This is a genomic window from Pseudoalteromonas luteoviolacea NCIMB 1944 (assembly GCF_001625565.1).
Classification (GTDB): Bacteria; Pseudomonadota; Gammaproteobacteria; order Enterobacterales; family Alteromonadaceae; genus Pseudoalteromonas; species Pseudoalteromonas luteoviolacea_F.
On record NZ_AUXS01000042.1, the window covers coordinates 244,971 to 263,346 of the forward strand.

Here is an 18,376-nt window from a genome sequence, read left to right on the forward strand (position 1 = left end):
GCAGTGTTGGCGACGACAACTAAAGAGGAGCTAGCTCCTCTTTGGGCTCTCCCAGCACCCTAACTCTTCACGCTGCTACTTCAAAAAATCACTTGATGAAGGTGCAAAGTATATGTTGCGAAGCAAAGTTACTTTTGCGCAAGGAGAAATGTGAAACTTACACAAATATTAAAAAGTACCGATAAAACTTCCTTGGCGAAGTCGTGGCGTTGTACGCATCCATGCGTGCACATTACTCTTCAACTGCTTATTTTCAGCGGTGATAGAAGGGGAAGCGGTATTGTCTGAGGGTTGTTTTGATCGGAGTATCAATGACTCTGACCCTTTTGATTAGGAGATGTTTTAACTTAGCCCATTTCATCGTGGTTATTTTCGCAGGGGGATAAATTTTATTAAATAGTTATTGCCTTGTGATTATTGTTTGATTACTATGCGGCCTCTTAATCAATTATCAACTAACTGTAAAGGAGTAAAAATCATGAAAAATACATCAATATCCTTTGCAGGTCTTATCCGATAAGTAGCAGAAAGCTATTCAATAAACCCCTTTTTTGAGGTATTAGCTTTTTGATAAAGCTACGCCCGGTTTCTTACCCGTGTAAAAAGATCTGCCAATACGTTTATTCGTTTTAAATCCTTATTTTCAAAGCAAAGATAAAGGAATTGGTATTATGGGCAAATCCGTCCAAAAGATTACTGAAAGCGTTAGCCTAATTGCGTCTGCAGATACGTGGATCGAAGGACTAGCAGTACAACAACTAATTAAGACATCAGAATTAACGGGTATGCAGCGAGTAGCTGGCATGCCTGATCTACACCCTGGAAGAGGTTATCCAATTGGTGCCGCATTTTTTACAACCAACAGAATTTACCCAGCGTTAGTGGGTAATGATATTGGTTGCGGTATGTCGCTTTGGCAAACTTCAGCAAAAGTATCCAAGGTGAACTTAGATAAATTAACTAAGAAGTTTGAGCATGTAGAGCTGCCGCTTGACGACAGCTGGACTGAGAGTGTTGCAGCAAGAAAATCTGAAAATGGTGTTACAACTAATGCTTATGATCATGCATTAGGCACAATCGGTGGTGGCAATCATTTTGCAGAGTTTCAGGCGATTGATGAAGTGTACGATCAAGCGGCCTTGGATGAACTGGGCTTAAACAAAAAGCATCTGCAGCTACTTGTGCACTCAGGTTCGAGAGGTTTAGGCCAATCGATTTTGGTAAATCATGTGACGATACATAACCATGACGGTTTATCTATTGAAAGTGCAGATTTTAATGATTACATGAAAAAGCATGACGAAGCAGTCCGCTGGGCCGAGCTAAATCGAGAATTCATTGCTAAGCGGTTTCTTGAAGCAATTCGGGCTAAAGGTGAGTGCGCTTTGGATGTGAATCACAACTTGGTTTCACCGAAAGAGATAGACGGTCAGCAAGGCTGGTTACACAGAAAAGGTGCAACACCGAGTGACCAAGGTTACGTGGTTATCCCGGGTTCTCGAGGTGACTACAGTTATTTAGTTAAGCCGATTGAGGAGGCTGATAAGAGCGCTACTACTAGCCTTTATTCGTTGGCACACGGCGCAGGTAGAAAATGGAAGCGCGGCGAGTGTCATGGCCGATTAGGACATAAATATAAGCGAGAGGACTTATATCGTACGGCACTTGGCAGCCGTGTGGTATGTGGTAATAAGGAGCTTCTGTATGACGAAGCGCCACAAGCTTATAAAAAGTGCGAAACTGTAATAAGCGATATGGTTGATGCTGGGTTGATCGAGGTCGTGGCTAAATTGCGACCAGTATTAACATTTAAAACCAATGGAGATTGTTCATCATGATATTACTGCAATTATCATCAGGACAAGGTCCGATTGAGTGCTGTAAGGCCATTGGTTTAGCTGTCAATGCTATTGAAAAGGAATGTCGAGCTGAAAACATTGAGTTTGATGTTGTTGATGCAGTTGCTGCCAATGAAAAGGGTTGTTTTAAGTCAGCTCTATTAAAACTGGATTCATCGTTTGAAGAGAAAGCCAAGCAATTGGCCCTTTCTTGGCAAGGGGCTATGTTGTGGGTCTGTCAAAGTAGCTTTCGACCTAAGCATAAGCGTAAAAATTGGTTTTTCAGTGGGCAAATGTTCGAGGTCAATGAAGCAAAACTAGATATAGGCGTGATGTTTCAAACGTGCAGAGCATCGGGAGCTGGTGGTCAGCATGTAAATACAACTGACTCGGCTGTACGTGCTATTCACACTGAAACTGGTATTTCAGTTCGTGTTGAAAGTGAACGTAGCCAGCATGCTAACAAGCGCTTAGCTAAAGTGCTGCTCTTTCAGAAGTTGGAAATGCTAAAACAAGAGCAAATGACTTCTCAAGAAAAAGCGCGCTGGCAGCAGCATTGGGAACTCGAACGAGGTAATCCGGTAAGAACATTTAAAGGAGAAAAGTTTGCCCTAGTTCGCTAGGGCAACACTTAAAGAACTAGACACAAACAAATTATGAAGTCGTTGAAGGCTTTCATATTGATTTTAAACCTCTTCGTATTATCGCGGCTGCTGATCCCGATTAAATGATGAGAGTTTAGTATGGAAAACATTAGAAATAAGGCTTGGAGACAAGCAAAACGCAAAAATAAAGAAACTAAAAAGAAGCAAGCGTGCTACAAAAAATTCGTTTCGGAAAAGAACTGGAAGTTGATGTACCTCCGTTCAGAAAAATTGAAGCGGGCTAAACAACTGGGTATTGATTACCCAAGTAAAACATTGAGGCAAACATTGGATAGTGAATTGCCGCTTGAGGTAAGGAAAGTGACGAACATTTTATTTATATGCAGCCGAAACCAATGGCGCAGTCCAACTGGAGAGCAGGTGTGGAGAAACCATCCTGAAGTATCCGTAAGATCGGCTGGTACGAGTCCTAAAGCACGCAGGACTGTAACAGCCAAAGACATTCAATGGGCTGACGTCATTTTTGTTATGGAAGAAAAACATAAAAGTCGCTTAAAGGCTCAGTTTACTCGACTTTTAGATTACAAGGATATTCATGTGCTCGATATTCCAGACGAATATCAGTATATGGATGAAGAATTAATTGAAATTATGAAGCAATCAGTTGGTGGCTATTTAGGAATAGCAGAACTATAAAACCAACAATTTATTAGAGGGTAGAACGATGTAATTCCATCAAAGCATAGCGTATTAGCAATCTCGCAATATAAAAAGTGTGAGAGGGCTTGCTGTGCCTATTTCAATGACTGCTAAGCAAGTTACTTAGCGTTTTATAAAATAGATATGGATTTATATTATGAGAGTTAAATACCCTCGCACCCCTCACTTACCTTGGTCACCGGGTGCAACAAATGATGATATTCGCCAAGGTGACTTAAGTCATTTTGAAGGCAAGATAGTCGTTGTTACGGAAAAAATGGACGGCGAGAACACCACTTTGTATCCAGATTACATGCATGCCCGCTCTATCGATAGTCGCTTCCATCCATCGAGAGCTTGGGTAAAAGCATTGCAAGCTGAAATCGGATATCAAATCCCAACAGGGTGGCGAATTTGTGGCGAAAACCTCTATGCAAGACACTCAATTGCCTATGACGCGCTGACTAGTTACTTCATGGCTTTTTCAGCATGGAATGACAGAAATGAATGCTTAAGTTGGGAAGATAGTAAACAGCTTTTTAATCAGCTAGGTCTGGTGACACCAAAAGAACTTTTTGTGGGCCTGTGGTGTGAACAGACAATTCGCAATATCACTTTAGATGTTGAGCATCAGGAAGGTTATGTTGTTCGAATGGCTGATAGCTTTCATTTTAATGAATTTGCTCAATGCGTTTCGAAATGGGTGAGAACCAATCACGTGGCAACGGATCAACACTGGATGCATGCTGAAGTGATACCTAATGGGCTGAAAGACGTAAAAAGGAGGTTAAGGTGAAAAAGTTGAGTACATGGTTAGAAAGCTTAGCCTTAGAGCATACCCCTAATTTCGAAGAGTGTAGTTCATTTTTAGCTAGCTACTTTCCGTTATTAGATGAGTTCAAAAATACAGAGCAGGATGAGGAATGGCACGCGGAAGGCAATGTCGCTATTCATACACAGATGGTGTTACAGGAGTTATATGCATTGCTATCTTCAGAGGCAACCCATATTCAAGGGGCCCAAAGGCAAGTACTAATTTTGTCAGCCTTACTTCATGATATTGCTAAACCGCTTACTACTCGTCGGAAAGAAATTTCAGGTGTTGAACGGGTTGTGGCGTCTAAGCATGAAGAAATAGGTGCTAGCTATTTGGCAACGCGTTTAGTTGCATTGCCACTTGCGCACAAGTCCATAATGCAAATTATGGGATTGGTAGGCTTTCATCAAATACCTAAACTTTTGGTGGTAAAAAATCAAGACTACAGCGATTACTTTCGATTATCTTTAAATGCTGATTTGGAACTTTTATATTGGCTCGAATTAGCCGATATGAGAGGCCGAATATGCACTGATTTGGATACGCAAATTGATTTGCTTGAGCAGTTTAGGTTGTTTGCTGAGGACTATGAACTTTGGGGGAGAAAGAAACCATCTAAGCCTCATCTAGACAAAATACAGCTTAAACCTTGTCAATCTGAGCAAGTATTTTTAGATGGTTATGCAATTAAACAGCTTTCACATGGGCAGATTAATACGGTTGAAGAAGCTATTGCGAAAAACTATGAACCATGTCAGAAGTACAGCAACTTATTCGTTATGTGCGGGATTAGCGGCAGCGGTAAATCGACATGGATTGAGATGAACTTAAATGGTTTTGAAGTAATCTCTCTCGATGAAATTCGAAAGGAGCTTAATGGAAAGCGTGAATGTCAAAAGAATCGAGGGCAAGTTTTACAAATGGCCAAAACTCGATTGAAAAAAGCATTGGCAGGAAAACGCAACGTGGTTTGGGACGCAACAAATATTCGCAAAGATTTTAGAAACGTTATTTGTGAATTAGGTGAAAACTACGGCGCGTTAGTCACTATTGTCGCTTTTCAACTGACCGAAAACAGCTTGCGTGCGAATAACCAAAATCGTCGATACGCTGTTAGTGATGATGTTATATCTAGCCAGTTGAGTAGATTTGAATGGCCATGGCCCACTGAAAGTCATCGATTTTTGGTCATTGGAGACAATGGCTTAGAGTTATACAAAAAGGGTACCTTCAACTAATTACCTCCTTCAAAGTCAATATTACTAAATTCAAAGTTACCTAAGGTATCGTTTAGGTAACTTTGCTTCGTTTAGAACAATGTATCTCCTGCTAATTTTTTTAAGGCAAATTTGCCTAGCAGGGCGACAGCTGCTGCTAAGTTTAAACAGGTAGCTTTTCGTTCTTTGCCATTACTGCTATGAATCGTAAATGTCGTGATTCAAATTGAGCATTTCGACCCTAGCATTGTACACCGCTGAAATAACCCGCAATAATATTGTTTTTCACCTTATATTAGGGCTTTCATATCAATCGGTAAGTGAGCTTTTAAAGAATATAAGTCAATTTAATACCTTTTTGGCAAAGTTAAGAGTTATTTTTATCTGGCCTAATAAGGTTTATATATTGGTGTTTAAAAAACATAAAAATGTCAGTGTGTAAATTATTTCATTTTTATGACTTTGTGGTTTTTGTATTTCTGATTGGAATCTTATATTTGTTTAAAAAATAAAAATTAAGAATCTAATGGTTTTTATTTATGTTTCTGTTTTGTATGGGGCTGTTTGTTTTTTTTATTTTGGTTTGTTTTATTGTTTTTTAATTTATCATGTTTTTATTGTTTTGTTTTTTGAAACTGCGTGGGTTCTTTGGTTTGTATATTTTGTCATAAAATGTTCTTTTTTTGATCTTTTTGTATTTACATTGGGTATTTTGTGTGCGATTAATAATTTACCGCATGTGGTGCACTGATATTTTTATTTCTTTATTTGCACTAATTTGCGGTGTGGTTTTGTTAAAATATATAGCGGATATAACGTCAAAATTGTATGCAAAACTGCGTTTAATTAATATCTAAAAAAAGGACCTGATGAAATTTGGATACACCAAATTTCAAGGAATGAAAAGATTATGAAATTAATAAAACATATGATACCAGTGCTTGTATGTGTGCCTTTGTTGGCAAGTGCAAGTGATACAAGAGTGAATGTTTCGATAGAAAACCCTGACAGCTCGATTGCTTCTGTAGAGCAAATGAGTGATGCGCATGCTCGCTTCACTTTCAGAGTGATTAAATCGATGTCGAAAGATGCAAAGTTTGCCAGCTATAGTGAAATTCAAGATGTAGCAGCAGTTGCAATCGAAAAGGCTGAGCAAGATGTCGCACAAAGAGAAGCCAAAGTTTGTATGGATTTGGTGAATTATGATATCAGCGATGTTGCCGCTTCAGTTAAGTACTTTTTCAATGCCTTGAATGGCTTAGACAGTTATGAAGAGCAAAAGCAGCGTGAAGCATTAATCGGTTTGCCTGTTAGCTTGCTGAATGTAGTAAGTGAAGCAAATATAACGCAAGTTACAACAACAACAGCAGAATCGATTTTGAAAAATGGCGGCACGGAATGGCTTCTAGACCAAAAGGGTCTTTGCGTAAATAAACTGATTGAGAAAGGAGTGCAGAACAATGATTAAAAGAACTTTAGCGATAGCAGCATTGTTTTTGGCAAGCGGAGCTACCATTGCCGCTGAGTCGGGTGGATCATCTGGTAGCTATTACGGTGAGCCTGTTGGTTATCATTTCACTTCTTTGTCTCGTACTGAGCAAGGGCGTAACAGCGCTGCAATTTTGAGGGCGGAAGCAAAAAGAGGAAGTTGCTTCAATAAATCTAGTGGTGGCCTAGCGAATGCTGAGGCTGTCCTTTGGATTTACACTATGTGTAGTGGCCGAAATACTAGTGTTGGTGCGCATGCTGCTATTATTCACGGCAGAAACTACAGTCTAGCTGGCAGCCTTGTCAATCGGACTCTCTAGTTTTTTAATAAAATAGTAGCTTAAGCCACGATTCATTCGTGGCTTTTTGGGTTCTAAGTGCCTAATCAATGGGGTCAGAGACGCTAATCAATGGGGTCAGAGACGCTGATTTTAGCAACAACTGCTTATGCACTATGCGAGACTACCAGATCTTGTCTAGACACATTCAATCAAAGCTGACATAGCAAGTTATAGCAATATTTTTTAGTCTTTAGCTCTATATTTCGGGTATTGCTCTGAGCACACCGATTAAATATTTGAGATTGAGTCTCCTCATAAAATAACTTTAAGTGATAAGACATTATCATTTTTATACAAAACAAAGTCTTAAAATTGTCTTCGTTACCATTACAATTTTTGGTTCAAAGTAGCTTTTATTGTATATGGCCTCATCAAGCTACTTTGCCTTCGTTAAAGTTAGAAGGATACTCAGCCCTAGCCTGTTAATATTTATAAATTTGTAGATAGTACAACTCAATAAAGGTATTTTCGGCAATGCGATTGCTCAGCAATACATGTCGAAAACACTCCCATCACACAATCTTTATCTCTTTCTTCTGCAACTCATCATCATTGGGCTTGCCATAGTAGATATTCGCTTTGATGGACAAGTTATTGTTTTCGCTCTCAACATCAACCACGAGGAAGTTGTTTTTCCCGGCCATTTCAAACACATTTTCTACCTCTATATGGGTCGAACGGTACATACTTTTGCTGCCTTCAATAGCGACTGAGGCCATCGCAGGAGGTGGTTTGCGTGAAATTGCACTTGAGGTGATGTTCATTACTTTGGCGTATTTGTAGTTAGTTGACTTCAATTTGAAAGCTGATGAACAGTGTACATCACCACTTAAGAAAGTAATGGGGATCTGATTGGCGTGTGAGGCTTTAAATATCTGCTCTAACAGGTTGTTTCGCTCTGTGATATTGGTTTCGTTACCCCACTCATCAATGGCATCATCCATCGCGCCAAAAATCTTTAATAGCAGATCCATGTTGTTCATAACAGTGTCATTCCAATGCACAACTGGCACGGCGGTGACAATAAACAGGGCTTTTACGCCACTCGCTGCGGTGGTGTTAAGCCATTGTAAAAAGCGCGTCATTTGCTCAGGCCCTAACAAACGTGCACCGTCTGCTTGGTGTTCAACATCATGATGAGAACGTGTATCAAGCATATAAACGCCAATGGGACCCTTTGTAAAGCCATAATCCCACTGTTGCTGTTTGTCTACGATATCGTATTGTCTATTCGATACATTGGTATCTGGGTTATGTAAATGCTGGTAGTCCAAATACGCTCTTTTAGCGGCTTGATAAGCTAATCTAGCGATTTTTGAATTAATGTGATCTTCATCGTCTTGCCAGAAGTTGCTTAATTTATCTATTCTCTGATCCCTTGTCAGCGACCCCCAGCCATCCATAATCTCATGGTCGTCCCACATCATGTATTGCGGATAAGAACAGTAAACGGTTCTGAGCGAATCGAAATTCCAATACACTCGATAATAAATACGATAGAGCTTCGCAAGGTAGTCGATCACGCCTTCGGTATTGAGTTCCTCACCTTCCATATAGGCGTTGTATAAGTCATTTTTATGCTTGCTTAACCAAACCCAGAGATCTTCTATGATTGGTTTTTGTTTTTTAGCCTGCCGACGTGAGCGTTTACCGTGGGTATCGCAATATACTTGGTCGCCTCCGCCAATGACAAAGCGGGTGTTTTTATCTTCTAGTATTTCCCCAAAGTCTGGCCAAAGCCCATCTGATACAGAGCGGTGGCCAAAAGGATCGTGACAGCTATAAAAGCCAAAACTAAAGTTCTGCCAATGTGGGCTTGCTTCATCGGTGCAAAATGCGTGCTCGATGGCCATACCACGCTCTATTTTTCGCGGCAGTTGGTCATATGTATCCCCATAGGCGAACAGGTAATAATAGTAACGGGTATTTGGCGTTAGGTTTTCGATTGTCACACACTCACAGTTATCATATTTTTCATCTGTGTTTAATGTGGCTTTGACAATGCCTGATGCAGAAAAGCAAGCGTCATCTGGATGAGAAGTAAATGCATTCAGCGTGCCTTTGACTTGCTGAATATTTGCTTCATTCACCAGTACTAAGCACCACTGACCAGGTTGAAATGTCCTCACCCAAATTTTGGTGGTGGTGTCTGTTGTGTGCCCAACTATACACATTGACTTGAGTTTGGGCAGGGATGATTCGTATTGATTGGGAGATGGTAGATGAGTCATAGTTATTCCTTTGTTGTTATGCAAAGTAATCTGATACTTTGCAAAAAAACCTACATTACCGAGTGACTTAATTTGATAGCGCTGCTGTATCGTTGATGGCACTGCTTTGAAGTACAGTGTGTTGTTTTTGAGACGGCTCTAGAACGCTACGTATTACTTACATAAAAATTATAGTCACTTTTTCCCATACATGGATGCAAGCAGGTATTCAGACTGTGTCATTGGCAAGCGTTCAGGATTTAAGCTTCTCCCCTGAAAAGCTAAGAGTTAAGTTAATGGCCGGGTAAGCATCTGTAATACATTTTTCACGCCAATTATAGATATAGTCATAAGCCTATTCACAGGAGCCTTGATACACCGTTATCTACTTTGTGAGGCAAATTGAACTTGGCAAAACTTAGTAAGTTAAGCAGAGTATAATTCGCTTTTTTGATAAAAAATGGCCTGTCAGCGTCGTCTTTGGTTGTATATTTGCAACTTTTCAATCAATGATGGCGTGTTGCTGCTTTTCGTTTAATTTTTTGATCGAGAATAGAGTAACCTAAGTTATTAAAGTATTTATAGTTAATTGTGGTTATATGAACTATATGGCATCCAATTGTAGGTATGTTATGATCTTCCAACGCAATAAAAATAGTTTGAGATACGATGTTTAGTAGTAGAGATGACCTGATTTTAGCCACTTTGAGTAATAGCCAAAAACTTCACAGTGAGAGTTTTGAGTATAAATCTCTATTTTTAAATTTAATTACCCCAGACGAAACCAATGCGCGCTTTTTACCATGCGTGTTTATCGAGAATGAGCACGCAAGGTTATTCGTCGAAAGAAGGTTGTCTAAAAACCAGTTGGTCGAAATTTACGAAGCAGATGGTAAGGTGATCATAGGGAAAGACTGCATCATCAACTGTTTAAAATATGGAACGAGTGATTGGCGCAAAGCGAACCAATCTATTGAGTCGATTATAGAGCTTGGCGAAAACATTTCCGTATCTGAAATTATCCAAGTCCCTACCGTTTATCCTCTTGAAGACAACCAGTACCAAATTTTAACAGGGCACAGACGCTTCTTTGCTTTGATTTACACATATGGCCTTGACCATGCCGCGCAGTTCAAAGTGTATGACTCCAAGCCTTTGCTTTATAAAGTTAAGCAATTTCAAGAAAACGCCAGTCGTGAAGATTTGCCACAATACGGTAAGTTGCAAGCTTTCTTGTCTGCAATGTTAGAAATTGAAGGTATTGATCAGGCAAGGTTAAAAATTGGCGAAAAGAAGTTAACCGTCAGAGAGAAAGCGAAAAACTTGGGCGTTTCTATGGGCGCGTTTGACAACTACAATGTACTGACTCGCTACCCTGAAGTAATTCAAGCTTATGAGGATGGCTTAAGCGCTTCATTTGTCAAAGTTAAAAAGATTATTTTGGAGTGTGAGCAAGAATATAAAACACTGCACGATAAAAAAATGTTGGGTGTTGGTGACAAGCGAGAAATTGGTGAGCAAATAGCTGCCCGGTTATTTGGTAAAAAGCCTGCTAGCGCAAAAGTGAAGTCATATAACGTTAAAAAGATTACACAAGTAGATGTGCTGAAAAAGCTGCTCTTTGTGGATGTATCTACGCTCGATACCAACATTGATTGGGGAGCATTGGATTGGGACGATCACGAGCAAGTGAATAAAGCACTTGAAGGCTTGCTGGAAAAGCTCAGCTGATTTAACCCTTTTACTCAAGATGAAAAAGCGGCAGTCATCATCTGCTGCTTTTTTAATTGCAATTGTTTAGTTAGACAACTATTACCTTCCTCTTGTGGTTGTTTATCAAAAATAAAAACATAACATAGTGTGGAACACTTATGTTTTGGGCACCTGAATGCGCCTCACTCTTTGTATTTCAGACCATATAGGGAGAATTTTAAAGCGCTGGGTACTTTAGGTGTTCTTTGATTTTCTATGAGTAAAGTGTATCTGTCGTTAATTAAGCACTATTGGAAGCTTTGCAACTAACTTGTTTGCATTACTTTTTCTGTGTACCCGGTCTCATGCGTGAGTGTAAAAATACGATCTATTCAATGCTCTAGGCCAATCTAAATTCTTCCTTCGCGCTTTACATAAAAATTCCAGTTAAAATGGTGGCGACTGTCTATACTTTGATCAATGGTCTAACTGAATAGGGTGTTTATCAAGGATGCATTTATGAGTAGTAGGTATGTGGTTCTTGTAACTGTGTGTTTACTTGCCATAGTGCTGGTACTTGCCATGCAGTTAAAAGCATCCCAGCAGCAACACCAGTGGCAAAAAGAAGTCGAAATACAGTCAACTGGCGTCACTTATTTAGAGCGCAAAGTTGAGGCGCCGATCCAGCCGCTCCCTGTGGTTGAGCAATACGATATTGCTTGGGCAAGATTGGGCAAGGCGCTGTTTAAAAGCCCGCTATTATCAGCCGATAACACAGTGTCTTGTGCATCTTGTCATGATCTATATAACGGCGGAGATGACGGATTTTCTGTTTCTGTTGGTATAAAGCAGCAATTGGGCGAGCGAAACTCTCCAACAGTATTCAATTCGGTTTTGAATTTCCGCCAATTTTGGGATGGTCGTAGTCCCAACTTAGAAGCGCAAACCCCTGAACCTATTCACAACCCGATAGAGATGGGCAGCAATTGGCAAGACATAATAAAAAAGCTCAAAGCACAGCCGGGTTTTGTCAAAAGTTTCAACGCGGTCTCAAAAGAGGGGGTAACGACCGAAAATATCATCAAAGCCATTGTGGCATTTGAAGCCTCACTCATTTCACAAAATAGCCCTATTGATGCTTTTTTGCTTGGCAATACCAGTGCCTTGTCCACTCAGCAGCAACGCGGTTACGAGAAATTTGTTAGCTATGGTTGTGTGACTTGTCATCAAGGGCGAAATATAGGCGGCAATTTGTATCAAAAAGTTGGCCGCTTGGACAGAGTTCCCAGTCACTTGTTAGATGATGTTGGCCGTTTTGCGCTGACTCAAAACCCACAGGACAAGTTTGTATTTAAAGTTCCTAGTCTGCGCAATGTCGCACTGACTGCACCCTATTTTCACAATGGCTCTGTGGATAATTTATCTGATGCCATCCGGATCATGGCAAAAGGGCAATTGGGTTTGGATCTCAGTGACGAAGATGTGGCAGATATTGAAGCCTTATTACAGGCCTTTACTGGAGAATTGCCGAGGTCATTAGCGGAGTGAAATATTTAATCGAAGGGTGCCTTTTACTGTTAATTTGGTTTTTTGGCTCTCAAGCCATAGATGCTTATTTCCTATCAAAAAACCTGCAACAAGAACTACTGCTCAAAAGACAACTTCAGGGAATGGCGACAGAGTTGTCACTAGAGACTTTATCTGCGATGGACCGAAATGTATACCACTTTGATAGGCATGCCCAAAAGCAGTTGGAGTTTGAACGTTTGATCAATGAGTTGGAATTGAATGCACGTTTAAACCCTGAGATGAATCAATCTTTAGATGAGTTCAAAAACACCATTGATACCTATATGCAGTTGGCGTCTATGCTCAAAACATCTTATCGCTATATTGCCAAATTAGAGTTGTCTAAGACAGAATTTAATCAACAAGCGCAAGTGTTGATCAGTCGCAGTATTGCACTTGTCTCCAATTTACATGTTACCAATTCAATTCCCGTTATTGAGACGGTTAATAACCAATTGGCTTTGTTGGTACCTGAGCTCAAGCAGCTTGAATCACAAGCGCCCAGATTGAGAGTATTGCGCTTGCATATCGAATTTGTTTTGGACAATGCATTGAAGGCGTCGAATCTACTAGTGCCCATCCAAGAAAGTGAGGTGGTGAAAACGATTTTGCACACTGTTCACGATGTCTCAGAGTCAATTGAAGCGGCAAAATGGCTGATGGTGCGTGCTGTTTTTATGCTGATCTGCGCGATATTCTTACTGATTATTATCGCGCTATCTAGGTTGTTAGTGGACCTGAAAAAAGCCAATATACTGGCTAACCAAGCGGCTGAAACTAAATCTCTATTTGTTTCAAATATGTCCCATGAAATAAGAACACCGATGAATGGAATCTTGGGGTTAACGGATATTTTACTCTCTACGGAATTAACTAGCGTTCAGCGTAACTACTTAGAAAAAGTAAGGTTTTCAGCCAATGCCTTGACCACCATTATCAATGATATTCTAGACTTCTCAAAGATCGAATCGAAGAAATTACATATAGAACATATTCCATTTCAGTTTGAAGATCTGCTTGATAATTTGCGTTCTTTGATCACACCTCTAGCCAATACTAAGGACGTTAAGCTGATTTTTGACTTGGCCCCGAATATAAGCAAACAGTATATTGGTGATCCAGTCAGAATTAATCAAATTATGCTGAATTTTGCCTCAAACGCAGTCAAGTTTACAGAACATGGCTCGATTACTTTGAGTGTGAAACAAGAGGAGTATGAAGATGACAAAGTATGGGTGGTAATTTCCATCGCTGATACTGGGATCGGAATTGCCCAAGAGAGTGTCGATCAGTTATTTGAGCGTTTTACTCAAGCAGAGTCATCGACAACGCGAAAGTATGGCGGAACTGGATTAGGACTGACAATTTGTAAATTGCTTACTGAATTGATGAGTGGTGAAATACAGGTTGAAAGTGAGTTGGGCAAAGGGTCAAAGTTTACTGTACGACTGCCTCTGGCGTTAGTCACTGAAAAAGAGGTGGTCAAACCCAAATCAATCTCTGGTTCAATGCTGATCGTGGAAGATGACCCCATTTATTTGGAGATCAGTCAAAATATATCTCGCTCTATCGGATTACAAGTATCGGGTGTGACCAATGGCCGCGATGCACAAACCATACTCGCTAATCAAACGTTTGATATCCTATTGGTTGACTGGGTATTACCAGACTGTCAAGCGAATGAACTCCTCAAAACACTGCAAGCTCAAGGAAATTTACCACAACGCGTAGTCATATATACCGCTCACACGCAAGAGAGTATCGACACCGAATCCGGCTTCCCTATTTTATACAAGCCGTTATTGAAACGAGATTTAATAGACGCTTTAAGCTCAAAGAAACCGCCCCAGTTATCAACTACAGTAGCGCAAGATGGGACTATTAATATACCAGCAGATAATAACACCCCAGCGCAGCAAAGCGAAAATATCTTAGGAGGAATTGATTTACGCGTATTGTTGGTTGAAGACAATGATATCAATCGAATTGTTGCCTTGAAGTTGCTTGATAGGATCCCTGGAATAGATGTGCAAGTGGCTGAAAATGGCAAGATTGCAGTAGATAAAATCAATCAGGCGGATGGCAAGTTTGATATTGTATTTATGGATATTCAAATGCCGGTGATGGACGGCGTTGAAGCCACAAAGTTGATCCGGGAAGAGTTCTCTCCTGAGCAATTGAAAATAGTGGCACTTACAGCGAATGTTATGCAAAGTGAAGTAGACAAATACCTAGAAGTTGGCATGAACGGGCATCTAGGCAAACCTTTTAAAATGGATGAGCTCGAGGCGGTTTTCAAGCAACATATGACAGAGCTTAATTTGTAAAATTAACCAGCCCTCCAATAATCTGTCCGAATCGAGACTCGCCGATTTTGTCTTATATTAGGCTTTGTGAATGAGCTAGGTAGCCAGATTCTAATACCCCTCTATAGTTGGGGGCTGCTACTTTTTGTCATTAATCGATTCGATTTATTAACTAAACGCAATTGCCTGTTAAAACGAGGCGGTTGAATTATCATCACCGCAGAAAATGAATAAGGAGAGCTTAATGCGTGTAGTTTCTTTTTTAAGTGGGTTGCTATTGGTAGGGTGCACAAGTACGCAGTCCCCAGTAAAATTTGATCAGGGTGACTGGCGATATGCAACCGACCCGCACGGTAGCCAAGTGTTACTCGACGAACCTCTGGTACAAAATAACCGCGTTAAAATAGGCTTTGATCGTGTGCCGAGGGTAGATAAGCAAAATAACTCTTGGGTAGAATTAATTTATGATATTCCCAGTGGAAACTTGAATGGCTTAGATAGTATCGAATTGACCTATCAAAGTGATCAACCGCTTGTGATTAAATTATCGCAGCAAGAATATGGCGGTCAGGGAGACAAAAGTTATGCGCACTATCAAGTGGTGTTACCGCGCGCACTCACACCTCAAACTCAGCGAGTAACCTTACAGCAATTTACTCGACCTGACTGGACACCTGTGTGGTCTAAGGATAGAGGGATCATCAAATCTTCGGTTTCTGCGTTATATTTTGTTCCTGACTTAACAGACAAAGCTGGTGGTCGAGCATCCATGACAATTCACCAATTAAACTTGCAATAACGTCAGAGTAAAGACGACTGTCTACAAGCACACTCCCGGGTGTGCTAACGTTCACACGCCAGCGTTTATAAAACTTACCATTACCCCAATCCGTATCGTCGCGCATAATGCGTTTGATCACTGCACTATACAATTTTTAGATGTCATCAATTTCCTCTACTCATAGCAATGCTAAGACGGAGTTGCAGGATTAATTTGAAAAATTAGCGTTTTTGACAATGATTAAGTAAATGCATAAGTGGTTAGATGAAATATGAATTCTAGTCAATTAAAGCGTGCCGAGTTATTGGGTTGGGCACCACAAGAGCGCATATGGGCGTAAAGTATCGTACAACCCCGTGGTTTGTCCCGGCTATTTCGGCAATACTGGTATTGTCAGTATTGCTTTATTTCAGCATGTCAGAACAGTCAAAATTGATCAACAAAGAACTTAATGAGATCAAAGAGCAACGGGCCTGGCAAGCGGGGTTTATCGCTGAGCAAATTGAGCAAAGGTTACAGTATGCATCTGAATCATCGGGGCGCTTAGCAAGGGCTTTGCAATTACGCTTAGAACAAGGTTATCCAACTTTAGGTAAGCAGTTATCGGAACTTATCCAACCGTACCCTGATGGCTCACAGCGGACGCGCAAAAGTGGGTTTGATGGTTTTCACCAAGCTGGTATTTATTTACCACCGGGTAGCGAGCTGTCAGCAAAACAGTCTCAAAGGTTATTAACGGCAAAACAAATTGTTGAGACCTTTGGTCAGGGGGCTTTGTCGAATCAATTTTCTGATACTTGGTTTATGAATCAAACCGGTGGCATTGTTATTTATTGGCCCGAAGTGCCTGATTTCGTTTTCAAAGCGCAAGCTGGGTTTAGCTATAAGGGCACACCGTGGTTAGTGCCAAACGCCCCACCGGGTACCTACTGGACCCCTTTGGTGGAGGACCCAATTCCTAAGCTATTGATGTTGTCTGCTGTAACGCCAGTTTATATCGAAGATAAATGGTATGGCACTGTTGGGCATGACATTACCTTACAGAGCTTGCTGGATAACGCAAAGTTGCTAAAAGGGGAGCAATATAGTGCTTTTATTTTGTTAAACGAAAAAAGTGAAATTGTTGCATCTGATATTGAAAGCTTGATGCAAGCCGGGGACGCGGAAGACTTTAAAACATTTGAGCGCGGCGTGTGGTATGAGGCGTATCAAAAACTTTGGGCGCACAGTGATTCGTATCTAGCCTATAAATCGCGACTGTTCACTATGTCGGTTATTGATTCTCAAGGGTGGGTTTTACTCACCTCAATGCCACTTGAACCCGCCACAGATAAAATTGAACAAGCTTTTACCGCGCTGCAAACAATGGCGTTTATTAGTATTGCAGTTGAGGTCATCATTTTGACTGTGTTGTTTGCGTTTTTCCATCGTCGCAACAAAGCATATGTCAGACATCTTAAAGATATTTCGCAAACCCTTGCACAGGAAAAGCAACGTTATCAGGCGCTGGTAGATAAAATCCCCTCAATCGTTTATCGCTGCAAAAATGACAAATATTGGACAATGTTGTACTTAAACGGTGCGATAGAAGCTGTCACAGGTTACCTCGCTGAAGACTTTATCGACAATAAAGCGCTGGCATTTGCCGATATTATTTATCCAGATGATCAAGGTATGGTGTGGCAGGTGATCCAAGATGAGCTAGAGACCACAGGAAAATTTAAGGTAATTTACAGAGTCATCCATCGCGCCGGAGGTGTACGATGGATGATTGAGCGTGGTGGTTATAGTGATAATCAGCAGAGCATTGAGGGCGTGATCACCGATATTACTGAGCTCAAAGAAGCTGAGCAAAAGTTAAAAATCTCAAACATGACTTTAGATGAAAAGGTGGCATTAAAAACAGCAGAATTGCAAGTTGCCAATCAAGAACTGACCGAGCAAACAACTAAATTGCAGGCCTCTTTATTAGCACTGCAACAAACCCAGAGTGAGCTGGTTGAAGCGGAAAAAATGGCGTCTATGACCAATATGGTGGTGGGCATGGCTCATGAGATCAATACGCCGATTGGCAATATTGCAATTGCAGAGTCGGTTATGAAATCAAAAATAGAGGCTTTGTTGTATGCTATTAATCATGACCAGCTGAAAAAGACCAGCTTGCTTGAAACACTTGATGTGATTCAAATGAGCTTACAGTCAAATAGTGCGAGCGTAGACAAGTTGGTGGCGTTGAGTGAGAAGTTTCAAGGTCTAGGTTATCGGCATGAAACAGATACGCAGCGCAATGTCTTTTCATTATCTCAACTTGGCACACAAGTACTAGAAAAATTTGCAGTGCGCTTTGCAGACAACAAGGTGACCTATACGTTGAATATCGATCCAAATATATCTTTACATGGCTCTGCAGAAGCGATGGATGAGGTACTGAGTAAGTTGATAGACAACTCGATTAAGCATGGCTTTACCGCAGCGCAAACAGGGCATATTGAAATAAGTGCAAATATCATAGATGCGGGGCACATGGTCCAACTTATTTATTGTGATAATGGCTGTGGGATAGAGCAAACAATGGCGAAGAACATTTTTGTTCCTTTTGCAGCACATGCATTGGGCAAGGGCAGTGGTGGCTTAGGGCTTGGCCGTTTATACAATATCATCAAAAATGAATTCAATGGCAAAATTGAATTACAGTCGCAAAGCGGGCACTCTGGCACATGCTTTACTATATTGTGCCCCATTGACCAATAGCATATAAGCGCTGTGACGGGCTGCACAGTGTTATGCCACTTCAACCCTCCATTCATGAATTA

Annotated in this window: 13 protein-coding genes; 12 read left to right on the forward strand and 1 reads right to left on the reverse strand. The window is 40.7% G+C overall.

Annotation, left to right across the window (positions count from 1 at the left end; all coding sequences use genetic code 11):
- The first annotated feature begins 671 nt into the window (after positions 1-671).
- From N483_RS16445 to N483_RS16480, 7 genes are all read left to right on the forward strand, one after another.
- Entirely contained in the window at positions 672-1,838 is a 1,167-nt protein-coding gene (locus N483_RS16445; protein WP_023399857.1) for an RNA ligase RtcB family protein, read from the forward strand.
- Entirely contained in the window at positions 1,835-2,461 is a 627-nt protein-coding gene (prfH, locus tag N483_RS16450) for a peptide chain release factor H (protein WP_023399858.1), read from the forward strand. Before N483_RS16445 ends, prfH begins: the two co-directional genes overlap by 4 nt.
- 120 nt (positions 2,462-2,581) lie before the next feature.
- Complete coding sequence (locus tag N483_RS27520) at positions 2,582-3,139, forward strand: low molecular weight protein tyrosine phosphatase family protein (protein WP_023399859.1); 558 nt, start codon at positions 2,582-2,584, stop codon at positions 3,137-3,139.
- Between the two features lie 160 nt (positions 3,140-3,299).
- A complete protein-coding gene (locus N483_RS16460; RefSeq protein ID WP_023399860.1) occupies positions 3,300-3,938 on the forward strand; it encodes an RNA ligase family protein in 639 nt (212 codons plus the stop codon).
- Positions 3,935-5,197: an AAA family ATPase gene (locus tag N483_RS16465; RefSeq protein ID WP_023399861.1), complete on the forward strand. Its 1,263-nt coding sequence runs from the start codon at positions 3,935-3,937 to the stop codon at positions 5,195-5,197. The genes N483_RS16460 and N483_RS16465 overlap by 4 nt, the downstream gene beginning before the upstream one ends.
- 889 nt (positions 5,198-6,086) lie before the next feature.
- Positions 6,087-6,644 carry a hypothetical protein gene (locus tag N483_RS16475; RefSeq protein ID WP_023399862.1) on the forward strand — a complete coding sequence of 186 codons (558 nt, stop codon included), beginning with the start codon at positions 6,087-6,089 and terminating at the stop codon, positions 6,642-6,644.
- Positions 6,637-6,984, forward strand: coding sequence for a hypothetical protein (locus tag N483_RS16480; protein ID WP_023399863.1), 348 nt, complete (start codon positions 6,637-6,639; stop codon positions 6,982-6,984). The genes N483_RS16475 and N483_RS16480 overlap by 8 nt, the downstream gene beginning before the upstream one ends.
- Positions 6,985-7,517: 533 nt before the next feature.
- Here the strand turns inward: N483_RS16480 and N483_RS16485 are convergent.
- Positions 7,518-9,236: an alkaline phosphatase D family protein gene (locus N483_RS16485; protein WP_063383360.1), complete on the reverse strand. Its 1,719-nt coding sequence runs from the start codon at positions 9,234-9,236 to the stop codon at positions 7,518-7,520.
- A gap of 648 nt (positions 9,237-9,884) precedes the next feature.
- Between N483_RS16485 and N483_RS16490 the strand changes: the two genes are divergently transcribed.
- The 5 genes from N483_RS16490 (at position 9,885) to N483_RS16510 (ending at position 18,314) form a co-directional block, all read left to right on the forward strand.
- Positions 9,885-10,946 (forward strand): hypothetical protein, encoded by a 1,062-nt coding sequence (locus N483_RS16490; protein WP_023399866.1) that lies wholly within the window; start codon positions 9,885-9,887, stop codon positions 10,944-10,946.
- Between the two features lie 480 nt (positions 10,947-11,426).
- Entirely contained in the window at positions 11,427-12,455 is a 1,029-nt protein-coding gene (locus N483_RS16495; protein WP_023399867.1) for a cytochrome-c peroxidase, read from the forward strand.
- Positions 12,452-14,803 carry a response regulator gene (locus tag N483_RS16500; protein ID WP_023399868.1) on the forward strand — a complete coding sequence of 784 codons (2,352 nt, stop codon included), beginning with the start codon at positions 12,452-12,454 and terminating at the stop codon, positions 14,801-14,803. The genes N483_RS16495 and N483_RS16500 overlap by 4 nt, the downstream gene beginning before the upstream one ends.
- Before the next feature lie 223 nt (positions 14,804-15,026).
- Positions 15,027-15,581 (forward strand): hypothetical protein, encoded by a 555-nt coding sequence (locus tag N483_RS16505; RefSeq protein ID WP_023399869.1) that lies wholly within the window; start codon positions 15,027-15,029, stop codon positions 15,579-15,581.
- Between the two features lie 312 nt (positions 15,582-15,893).
- Positions 15,894-18,314: an ATP-binding protein gene (locus N483_RS16510; RefSeq protein ID WP_023399870.1), complete on the forward strand. Its 2,421-nt coding sequence runs from the start codon at positions 15,894-15,896 to the stop codon at positions 18,312-18,314.
- Positions 18,315-18,376: the final 62 nt, after the last annotated feature.

Coding starts and splice junctions, on each gene's coding strand:
- N483_RS16510 (WP_023399870.1), top strand. CDS start 15,894: ATGGGCGTAAAGTATCGTACAACCCCGTGGTTTGTCCCGGCTATTTCG.
- N483_RS16480 (WP_023399863.1), top strand. CDS start 6,637: ATGATTAAAAGAACTTTAGCGATAGCAGCATTGTTTTTGGCAAGCGGA.
- N483_RS16495 (WP_023399867.1), top strand. CDS start 11,427: ATGAGTAGTAGGTATGTGGTTCTTGTAACTGTGTGTTTACTTGCCATA.
- prfH (WP_023399858.1), top strand. CDS start 1,835: ATGATATTACTGCAATTATCATCAGGACAAGGTCCGATTGAGTGCTGT.
- N483_RS16490 (WP_023399866.1), top strand. CDS start 9,885: ATGTTTAGTAGTAGAGATGACCTGATTTTAGCCACTTTGAGTAATAGC.
- N483_RS16445 (WP_023399857.1), top strand. CDS start 672: ATGGGCAAATCCGTCCAAAAGATTACTGAAAGCGTTAGCCTAATTGCG.
- N483_RS16475 (WP_023399862.1), top strand. CDS start 6,087: ATGAAATTAATAAAACATATGATACCAGTGCTTGTATGTGTGCCTTTG.
- N483_RS16460 (WP_023399860.1), top strand. CDS start 3,300: ATGAGAGTTAAATACCCTCGCACCCCTCACTTACCTTGGTCACCGGGT.
- N483_RS27520 (WP_023399859.1), top strand. CDS start 2,582: ATGGAAAACATTAGAAATAAGGCTTGGAGACAAGCAAAACGCAAAAAT.
- N483_RS16485 (WP_063383360.1), bottom strand. CDS start 9,236: ATGACTCATCTACCATCTCCCAATCAATACGAATCATCCCTGCCCAAA.
- N483_RS16505 (WP_023399869.1), top strand. CDS start 15,027: ATGCGTGTAGTTTCTTTTTTAAGTGGGTTGCTATTGGTAGGGTGCACA.